This is a genomic window from Longimicrobium sp. (genome assembly GCF_036387355.1).
Lineage (GTDB): Bacteria > Gemmatimonadota > Gemmatimonadetes > Longimicrobiales > Longimicrobiaceae > Longimicrobium.
In genome coordinates this window covers 1-9,363 of record NZ_DASVTX010000252.1, presented here as the reverse complement: position 1 = coordinate 9,363, position 9,363 = coordinate 1, and the positions used below count along the sequence as shown (strand labels likewise).

The window sequence follows — 9,363 nt, the reverse complement described above, 5'->3', positions numbered from 1 at the left end:
TCATCCGAAGCGCACCGAGCCGCCGTTCTCCCCTCTCCGCGCGGCTGTCTGCGCGGGGAGGGGGCGGAGGCGGGGCCCGCGCGTAGCGCGACGCAGTTTGCATCCGCCCCCCGGAGGCGATGAATCCGCCGCTTCAGAGGCGGGAAAAGCGGATCGCGCGACCTGGCCGGCAATGAGCGCGGACAAGGTCAGCGCGCCACTTCCCTCCCCTCCGGCGCTACACCTTCTCGCCCGCCGCCGCCAGAAGCTCCACCGTGCGCACCACGTCGGCCAGGCCGGCGGGCTTGGCGAGAATGGGGACGCCCGCCTCGGTGAGCATGCGCAGCGCCTCCGGGCTCGCCGTGTCGCCTGTAAGAAACACCAGGCGCCGGTGCAGGCCGTCGCTCCGCTCGCGCAGGCGCGCCAGCAGTTCGTCGCCGCTCACGCCGGGCATGCGCAGGTCGCTCACGATGGCGTCGTAGTGCGCGCCGGGCACGTTCAGCAGCTCCAGCGCGTGGCTCCCCTCCGAGGCCTCGTCCACCTGGTGCCCGCGGCGCTGGATGGAGCGCACCACCACCCGCCGCACCGCCTCCTCGTCATCCACCACCAGCACGCGCAGCCCCCGCGCGGGGGCCGGCTGCACCTGCTGCGCGGCCGTCTCGTCGCGCGGGCGGGCGGCGGCGGGAAGGTCGATGCGGATGGCCGTGCCGGTCCCCGGCTCGCTGTCCACGCGGATCTCGCCGCCGTGCTCCGCCACGATGCTGTGCACCATCGAAAGCCCCAGCCCCGTTCCCTCCCCCGGCGCCTTGGTGGTGAAGAAGGGGTCGAAGATGCGGTCCAGGTACTCCGGCGGGATTCCCGAACCGCTGTCCACCACGTGCAGCGAGGCGCCCTGCCCCGTGGCCCGCGTCCGCACGATCAGCCGGCGCAGCGGGGCCGACGCCATGGCCTGCTCGGCGTTCACCAGCAGGTTCAGCAGCACCTGCTCCATCTGCCCCCGGTCCGCGTGCACCGCCGGAAGGTTCTGCGCCAGGTCGTCGCGAAGCTCGATGTTGCGGGTGCGCAGCGAGTAGGCGCGCGTTTTGAGCACGTGCCGCACGACGTCGTTCAGGTCCACCGTCTGCCGCCGCCCCGCGGACTCCTGCGTGTCGCGCGCGATCAGCCGCAGGTCCGACACGATCTTGGCCATCCGCTCCGTCTCGCGCGCGATGGTTTCCAGGTCCTCGCGCTCCCCTTCCGGCCGCGGGTCCATCAGCAGCATCCGGGTAAAGCCCAGCACGGCGCTGAGCGGATTGTTGAGCTCGTGTGCCACGCCGCCCACCAGCGTTCCCAGCCCGGCCAGCCGCTCCACCCGGCGCAGGTGCTGCTCGCGCGCCATCTTGTCGGTGGCGTCCTGAATGATGCTGAACAGCAGCGAACGCCCGCCGTCCTGCACGGCGCCCAGCACCACGTCCACGGGAATCACCTGCCCGTCGCTCATCCGGCGCCGGCGCATGCGGCCGCTCCAGCTCCCCTCGCGCGCCACGGCCTCTTCCGCCTCGCGCGCGGTGGCCGCCGTCTCGTCGTCGGGGTGAAAGTCCGCGACCCGCGCATGCTCCCCCGGCGCCGGCTGGTAGCCCAGAATGCGGCGGTGCGCGCTGTTGGCGTACACGATGCGCCCGTCGTCAATCACGCTCACCCCCTGGTCGCGCAGCCCCTCCAGCGCGCCCGCCAGGAGGCGAACCTGCCGCTCGCGGGCGCGCTCCTCGGTGATGTCGCGCGCAATGCCGTGCACGCCCAGCACGCGGCCGTGTTCCGCGATCAGCGTCATGGCCACGCTCAGCAGCCGCTCCTCGCCCCCGGGGCCGGTGATGCGCACCATCTGCCCCTGCTCGCTCCCCTGGCCGCGCAGTGTGCGGTCGAACGCGCCCCGCGCCGCCTCCAGGTCGCGCGGCACCACCAGCGCGGCAAAGTTCTGCCCCAGCAGCGCCTCGGCCGAACGGCCCAGCAGCCGCTCCCCCGCCGGGTTCAACTCAATCAGCCGCCCCTCCGTATCGAAGGCGAAGATGGCCTGCGGCGCAGCGCGCACCAGGCGGCGGTAGTGCGCCTCGGCGGCGGCCAGCTCCATGCGCGCCGTGCGCGGCTCCGTCACGTCGCGCTGCACCCCCACAAAGTGCGTGAGCGCGCCGTCCGGCTCGCGCACGGGGCTCACCGACAGGCGGTTCCAGAACGGGGTGCCGTCACGGCGGTAGTTGAGCAGGTCCAGCGAAATGGAGCGCCCGGCCGCGACCGCGTCGCGCAGGTCGCCGACGGCCTCGCGATCGGTGTCCGGCCCCTGCAGAAAGCGGCAGTTGCGCCCCAGCGCCTCCGCGGCCGAGTAGCCGGTGATGCGCTCAAAGGCGGGGTTCACGTAGACGATGGGGTTGTCGGGCTGCCGCGCGTCGGTAATGAGGACGCCTTCGGAAATGGCGTCGATGGCGCGGTCGCGCAGGCGCAGGTTGGCCTCCGCCTGCCGCGCCTCGGTGACGTCCACCATGACCCCCGCCAGTTCGCGCCGCCCCGCCGTTTCCACCACGCGCACGATGTCGCGCAGCCACACCACGCGCCCGTCCGCCGCCAGCATGCGGTAGTCAAAGGTGTGCGCCACGCCGCGCCGGCTGGAGTCGTGGCACAGCCGCACCGCCCATTCGCGGTCATCGGGATGGATGTGGTCCGCCCAGAAGCCGGGCTCGGAGGTCCACCGCTCCACCGGGTATCCCAGCAGAAGCTCCGCCTCGCGGCTCACAAAGGTGAACGCCAGCGTGCGCGGGTCTCCCCGCCACACGATGGCGCCCACGGATTCCAGCAGAAACTGGTGGCGCCGCTCCGCCTCGTGCTGCGCCTGCACGGCGCGGTGCCGCTCCACGGCGTAGCGGATGGAGCGCTCCAGCATGGTGGCGGTGAGCCCCGCCTTGGCCAGGTAGTCCGCGGCGCCGGCGCGCATGGCCACCAGGTCCGTTTCGCGGTCGGCCTGGCCCGTGAGCAGAATGATGGGTGGCGGCTCCTCGTCCAGCGGCAGGCGACCCAGAAACTCCAGCCCGGTCTGCTCCCCCAGGCGGTAGTCCAGCAGCACGACGTCGTAGGTGCCCTCGCGCAGCGCCCGCAGCCCGTCGGCGTAGGTGGGCGCCCACGCCAGGCGAAAGTCACCCTCCACGTCGCGCAGCAGGTCGCGGGCGAGGGTGTAGTCGTCCTCGTCGTCCTCCACCAGCAGCACGCGGATTTCCGACGGGTCGCGGTCCTGTTCACTCATCGGCCGGCAGCCCCACCACCTCGGTCCAGTAGGTGCCGAATCCGCGCATCACCTCCACCAGCCCCTCAAAGGTGACGGGCTTGGTGATGAACGACGCCGCGCCCAGGTCGTAGCTGCGCACGATGTCCTCGTCCGCCTGGCTGGTCGACATCACCACCACGGGAATGCGGCGCAGTTCGGGGTCGGCCTTGAGCGCCTGCAGCGCCTCGCGGCCGTCCATGCGCGGCATGTTGAGGTCCAGCAGAATCACGCCCGGGCGCGGGGTGGCGGCCGCGTCGGCGAACGGCGGCTCGCGCCGCAGGTACTGCATCAGCTCCACCCCGTCGTTCACAAAGCGGAGTTCGGCGGCCAAGGCCAGGCTCTGCGCCAGGGCCTCGCGCGCCAGGAGCCGGTCGTCCTCGTCGTCGTCCGCCATCAGGATCACGATGCCGTCGCTCCGTCCGCTCACCGGACCCCCGTCCTGCTGAATGTGAAAGCGGCGGGGTGGCCGCCGCGGCCGTCCCCCGTCCGGATCTGATGAATGCGCATGATGCCGTCCTTCCCGCCCCGCCATCGGCCTGCCCGGCCGCCCGACGAGGCGGCGCCTGCCCCGGGCTTAGGAATGGCGTTGATTACGCGTGCTCCGTCATGGCCTCATCGGCCCGCTCCGAACGTGAACGAAGTACGGGCCGCGCGGACAAAGGTAGGCTCCCGGCGGGGACGGGTCAACTCGCCCCGGCCGCGGGGAGCGACCGGCGCATATGTTTGCGGAACAACGGCTTGCGGCGTCCGATTCGCGGGTGCGGGTTCGGCTGGAGGTGCGGGCGGCTGCGTGGGTGGAGTGGATGCGCACGAGGGGCGCGGCGGACACCGCGAAGCGGATGGGAGAGCCCGTTGGGGGCGAAAGGTTGGCGGAAGCGCGGCCGGCAAAGGGGATGGGAGAGCCCGTCGGTGCAGGGCGAAGGATGGTGCGTGTCCCCGGCTGTGGCCCTCACCCCGCGCGCTGCGCGCGACGACCCTCTCCCACGAACAGATGTGGGAGAGGGAGCACACGGCAACAGAAGTCTCGTGCGGGAGCCGTTCGGCGCGGGGGCAGATTCGGCGCGCCACGCCGGCCTCGAAGGCCCCTCCCCCGGCCCCTCCCCGCGCAAACGGCCGCGCGGAGAGGGGAGAACTGCGCCTCGGTGCCGCTCGCCGGGAACCGGTGCGGCCGAAGGAGGCCCCCTCCCCCCAGCCCCCTCCGCCCGCTCCGCGGGAGAGGGGGAGCCGTTCGGCGCCGTGACTGGTTCGGCGCGCCACGCCGGCCCTCGAAGGCCCCTCCCCCGGCCCCTCCTCGCGCAAACGGCCGCGCGGAGAGGGGAGAACTGCGCCTCGGTGCCGTTCGCCGGGTGCCGGTGCGGCCGAAGGAGGCCCCCTCCCCCCAGCCCCCTCCACCCGCTCCGCGGGAGAGGGGGAGCCGTTCGGCGTGGTGGATGGTTCGGTGCGTGGCGCCGAGCTCTCCGCAGGGTCGGTTGAAGCCCCGAGCGAGGACGCGACAGCGGCCACCAGTCGGGGCTTACCGCTTCTGGAGCGGCGGATTCATCCGCTCAGGACACCCTCCGCGGCGCAAAACTCTGCGCACCACACCGGAACCTCCGCCGGCGTGCGGGTGAAGTCTCCCCGTCTGTTTGGGGAGACTTTCCGCCGTTGTTGCGGCGACTTCAGTCGCTCAGCCACTTTCGGCTACACGAATCCCGAATTTCCAGCACGGTACTCCTCGCCACCGCAACCCTCCCCCAATCTGTTTGGGGGAGGGTGGGCGAGTAATGCGAACCCGGGTGGGGACCGCCGTGGGGTCGCGGAGACGCACCGTCGCATCCCCTCGCGCCGCTCCAGCCTCACAGCAGTACCGTGAGGCTTTCAGCCGTCGTTGCGGCGACTTCAGCCGCTCAGCCCCGCGCGAGGCTCCGCCGGCCTACGCCGCCGGACCTGCATCCCCGCTGCCCGACTCCGCCGCCGCGTCCGCGCTCGGCACACGCTCCATGCGGATGGCGTAGTCGCGGAACCCGACCGACTTCCAGAACTGGTGCCCGCCCGCGTTGCTCGCCAGCACGTCCAGCGTCACGCGCGCGGTAGGCGGAATGATGTCGCGCAGCAGCGTCTGCATGGCGCGCCGCCCCACGCCGGCTCCGCGGTGCTCGCGCAGCACAAAGAAGTGGCGGATGAACGCCGAATCGTCCTCATCCACGCTCACCAGCGAGTACGCCACCGTTGCCCCGTTCTCCAGAAACAGGATCGCGCGGTAGTCGCCGTCCTCCAGCCAGCGGCTCATCCGCTGCTCCAGCCGCTGGATGGACATGGACGTGCCCTCCCACTCGTCCTCGATCAGCTGCCGGTTGATCTCCGCCAGCAAGGGCACGTCCGCCTGCACCGCGTTGCGATATTCCATCCGTATTCCGTTCCTCTCGATTTTCGGCAAAAAGGACCGCGTTCCGCGCGAGACGAGATGGCCCGTCCCGCCAGAACGCGGTCTGCATCCGGTGATCCGCACCCGCACCGACCGCCGGACCTTTTCTCCGGCTGATACATCGGCCGGGAGCAATCTAACGCATTTCGTCCAGGATCTCGCCCATGGCCGCGAGCGCGTAGTCCATCTGCGCCTCCGTCATCACGAACGGCGGCGCCAGCGAGAGCACGTTTCCGTGAATCCCGCCGCCCAGCACCAGCAGTCCGCGGCGCAATCCCTCCACCACCACGCGGCCGGACAGCTCCGGCGCGGGCGCGCGGGACCGCCGGTCGCGCACCATCTCCACGCCGATCATCATCCCCCGCCCGCGCACCTCGCCCACGCGCGGGTGATCGGCCGTCATCTCCACCAGCCGCGCCTGCATCCGCGCGCCCAGCGACGCGCTGCGCTCCACCAGCTTTTCGTCGCGCAGCACGGAGATGGCCGCCAGCGCCGCCGCGCATCCCACCGGGTGGCCCAGAAAGGTGGAGGTGTGGATCGCTTCCCCCGTCGATTTCGGCCACGCGCCCATCACCTCGTCCGTCCCGATGCAGGCCGCAAAGGGAAATCCGCCCGTGAGCCCTTTTCCTACGACCATCAGGTCCGGCACCACGCCCCAGTGCTCGCAGGCGAACCATCGGCCCGTCCGCCCGAAGCCGGTGTAGATCTCGTCCAGGATCAGCAGCAGCCCGCGCTCGTCACACAGCTGGCGGATTCCGGGAAGGAACGCGTCCGGCGGAACCAGGTCGCCGCCGCGGCCCTGAATGGGCTCCATCAGAATGGCGCCGATCCCCTCGTGCGCGGTGCCCGGCGTGTCGAGCACGTGGCGAATGTACCGCAGCGTCTGCGCGCCGACGGCGTCCGCGTCACCGTCGAAGGGCGAGCGGTACGGGTACGGATACGGCACGAACACCGTCCCGCCGCCCAGCTGCGCCTGGAATGGTGCGCGAAAGTCTTCGCGCCCGGAAACGGACAGCGCACGGTAGGTGAGCCCGTGATAGCTGCCGTGAAAGGCCAGCACGCGCGGCTTGCCCGTCGCCATCACCGCGGTCTTGAGCGCCGCTTCCACCGCCTCGGCGCCGGAGCTGGCCAGGATGCTCCTGGTCAGCCCGCCGGGCGTCACCTCCGCCAGGGCTCGCAGCAGATCCACCTTGATGGCGGGCGGATGCACGTCACCCATCCCGTGCAGCAGCCGCCCCGCCTGCGCCTGGATGGCGGACACCACGCGCGGATGCCCGTGCCCGATCCCCGTGACGGCGAACGCGGAAGTCAGGTCCAGGAACACGTTTCCGTCCACGTCGCGCACGTTGCTGCCGCGCGCCTCATCCCAGAACACGGGGAAGTTGTCGGCCAGATACGTGACGTTGGGCGATTCCCACCGCGCCAGTTCCGCCGCCAGCTCGCGCGAACGCGGGCCGGGCGGAGGAACGGGGACGGAGGGGAGGGCGGTTCCGGAAAGCGGTTCCATCACGGCGGTCGAGGCTTGTTTCGAGAGGTACAGATATAACTCAGTCATAATGATAAGCGGGCGCACCTCGGCGCGCAGGGCGAGACGCGCAGGGGCAAGGCTTCGTTAGGCCGATGCGCTCCCAGCGTCCGGCCCTCGCGCGGAGGACGCGGGGAACTGGGGGGCGGACGGAAGCGCATGCGCCAAGCCCCGGCTGCCGGGCGGGGGCAGCCGGGGCTGGCGGTGATGAACGGCGGGGAACGCTCAGCGCTTGAGCATGACCCGCGCGGCGTTGCGGCCGGACGCGCCGAACACGCCGCCGCCGGGATGCGTGCTCGCGCCGGTCAGGTACAGCCCCGGGATTGGCGTTCTGTATCCCGACAGCGCGGGGGAGGGGCGGAAGGTGAACATCTGGTCCAGCGACATCTCCAGATGCATCACATTGCCGTTGTACAATCCCAGCTCGCGCTCCAGGTCCGGCGGCGACTGGATGTACACCTGCTCCACGCACGCCGGCACGTTGGGCGCAAACCGCCCCACCGTGCGCAGGATGTCCGCGGCCGCGCGGCGGCGCGTGGCATCGTCCCAGGCTGCCCCACCGGCGAGGGCGTAGGGATGGTACTGCGCCCACGCGAACAGCAGGTGCTTCCCCTGCGGCACGATGGAGCGGTCCACCGCGGACCAGGTCATGGCCACCACGGCCGGGTCGCGCGGAAGCTCCCCTCGCAGGTAGTCTGCATAGGCGTGGTCCAGAAACGGCGCGGGCGGGCAGAGCAGCTGCAGCCCCTGGTGCATGGGGCCGGGCGATCCGTCCGCGGGGGCGCCTGCGTACGCGGGAAGCTCGCTCGTCACGCAGCGCAGAATCATCCCGAAGCCGTTGCCGATGCGCAGGTTGGCTACGCGCGCCCGCAGCGGCGCGGCTTCCGGCGCATCCGCCAGCAGCCGCCCGAACGTGGTCGCCACGTGGCACCCGGCCAGCACGGACCGCGCGCGGACAATCCGTCCCCGTCCACTTTCCGCCACCGGTGCGCCGAGCGGCACCCCGTCCTCCGCGCGGTCGCCCACCTCCACCCCCACCGCGCGGCCGCCCTGCACCAGGATCCGCCGCACCGGCGCGGACGTGTGCACCCGGCCCCCGTGCGCGCGGATGTGCGCCACCAGCGCCTGCGTGAGCGCGCCCGATCCGCCCACCGCCCGCTTTACCCCGCTGTCGTGATACAGGGGCTGCCATCCCGCGAGAGGTGCACTCCCCAGTTCCGTGGGCGGCGGACCGCTCTGCGCGGCGATCCACTCGATGGCCGCGCGCACGGCGGGGTGCTCAAATGTGGTATCCAGCAGCTGCCGGTACGAGCCCAGAATATCCTGCAGCTTTTCCGCTCCGCCCCGCGCGAATCCGCCGCCCGTCCCCATGGTCCACGCCAGCCGTCCCGCGGTGGGCGCGCCCAGGAACGCGCGCAGCACCGCCTCGCTGATGGGCCGCCACTCGTCCAGGAACCTGCGATAGGCGACCGCGTCTCGCGGCGAAATGGCGGCGATGGAGTCGCAGGTACGGCCCACGTCCTTGTGAAAGTGGATGGCGCGGCCGTCCTGCAGCGGATAGTACGCCCACGGATCGCAGTCCACGTAGCGCAACCCGTACCGCGCCAGATCCAGCTCCTGCAGAACGGGCGTCAGGTGGATGAGGATGTGCGCCGACGAGCCCACGTCGATGCGGCACCCGTCGAAGATGTCGTCGCGCGTCTGCACCGCGCCGCCGGGTCGCTCCGCGCGCTCGTAGACGGCGACGCTGCGCCCGGCCTGCGCCAGGTACGCGGCCGCGATGAGCGCGTTGTGCCCCGCGCCGACGACGACGGCATCCAGAATGGACAAGAGAAGTGCGGGAGTGCTGGGTGCGTGAGTGCGTGGGTTCCTGCGCAGGGGGATTTACGGCGCGCCGGGGCCGCTGTCAAAGGTTTGCGCGGGGAGGGGAGAACTGCGCCTCGGTGCCGTTCGCCGGGTGCCGGTGCGGCCAGAAGAGGCCCCCTCCCCCCAGCCCCCTCCACCCGCTCCGCGGGAGAGGGGGAGTGCAATGCCCCCGTTCGCTGTACCAGTTATTGTGGGAGTGTGCTGGAGCTAGCAATCTCCTCGTTGTGTGTCTTGGAGTGGGGAGGCCGAAGCGCCGTAGGCGCGCAGGCCTCCCCACTCCAAGACGCCGCGAACTCTGCC

At 71.5% G+C, this 9,363-nt stretch carries 5 protein-coding genes; all 5 read right to left on the bottom strand.

Annotated features, from left to right (window positions below):
• Nucleotides 1–217: 217 nt before the first annotated feature.
• The 5 genes from VF665_RS11045 to VF665_RS11025 all read right to left on the bottom strand — a co-directional run bounded on the left by VF665_RS11045 (nt 218) and on the right by VF665_RS11025 (nt 9,027).
• Nucleotides 218–3,247 carry a PAS domain S-box protein gene (locus VF665_RS11045; protein WP_331053487.1) on the bottom strand — a complete coding sequence of 1,010 codons (3,030 nt, stop codon included), beginning with the start codon at nt 3,245–3,247 and terminating at the stop codon, nt 218–220.
• Nucleotides 3,240–3,662, bottom strand: a complete 423-nt coding sequence (locus VF665_RS11040) for a response regulator (protein ID WP_349263121.1) — start codon at nt 3,660–3,662, stop codon at nt 3,240–3,242. Before VF665_RS11040 ends, VF665_RS11045 begins: the two co-directional genes overlap by 8 nt.
• A 1,518-nt stretch (nt 3,663–5,180) precedes the next feature.
• The gene (locus tag VF665_RS11035; protein ID WP_331053485.1) at nt 5,181–5,654 is read right to left on the bottom strand and encodes a GNAT family N-acetyltransferase; all 474 of its coding nucleotides are present in this window, start codon (nt 5,652–5,654) and stop codon (nt 5,181–5,183) included.
• Between the two features lie 154 nt (nt 5,655–5,808).
• A complete protein-coding gene (locus VF665_RS11030; protein ID WP_331053484.1) occupies nt 5,809–7,179 on the bottom strand; it encodes an aspartate aminotransferase family protein in 1,371 nt (456 codons plus the stop codon).
• Nucleotides 7,180–7,422: 243 nt separating this feature from the next.
• Complete coding sequence (locus VF665_RS11025) at nt 7,423–9,027, bottom strand: NAD(P)/FAD-dependent oxidoreductase (RefSeq protein WP_331053483.1); 1,605 nt, start codon at nt 9,025–9,027, stop codon at nt 7,423–7,425.
• Between the last annotated feature and the right edge of the window lie 336 nt (nt 9,028–9,363).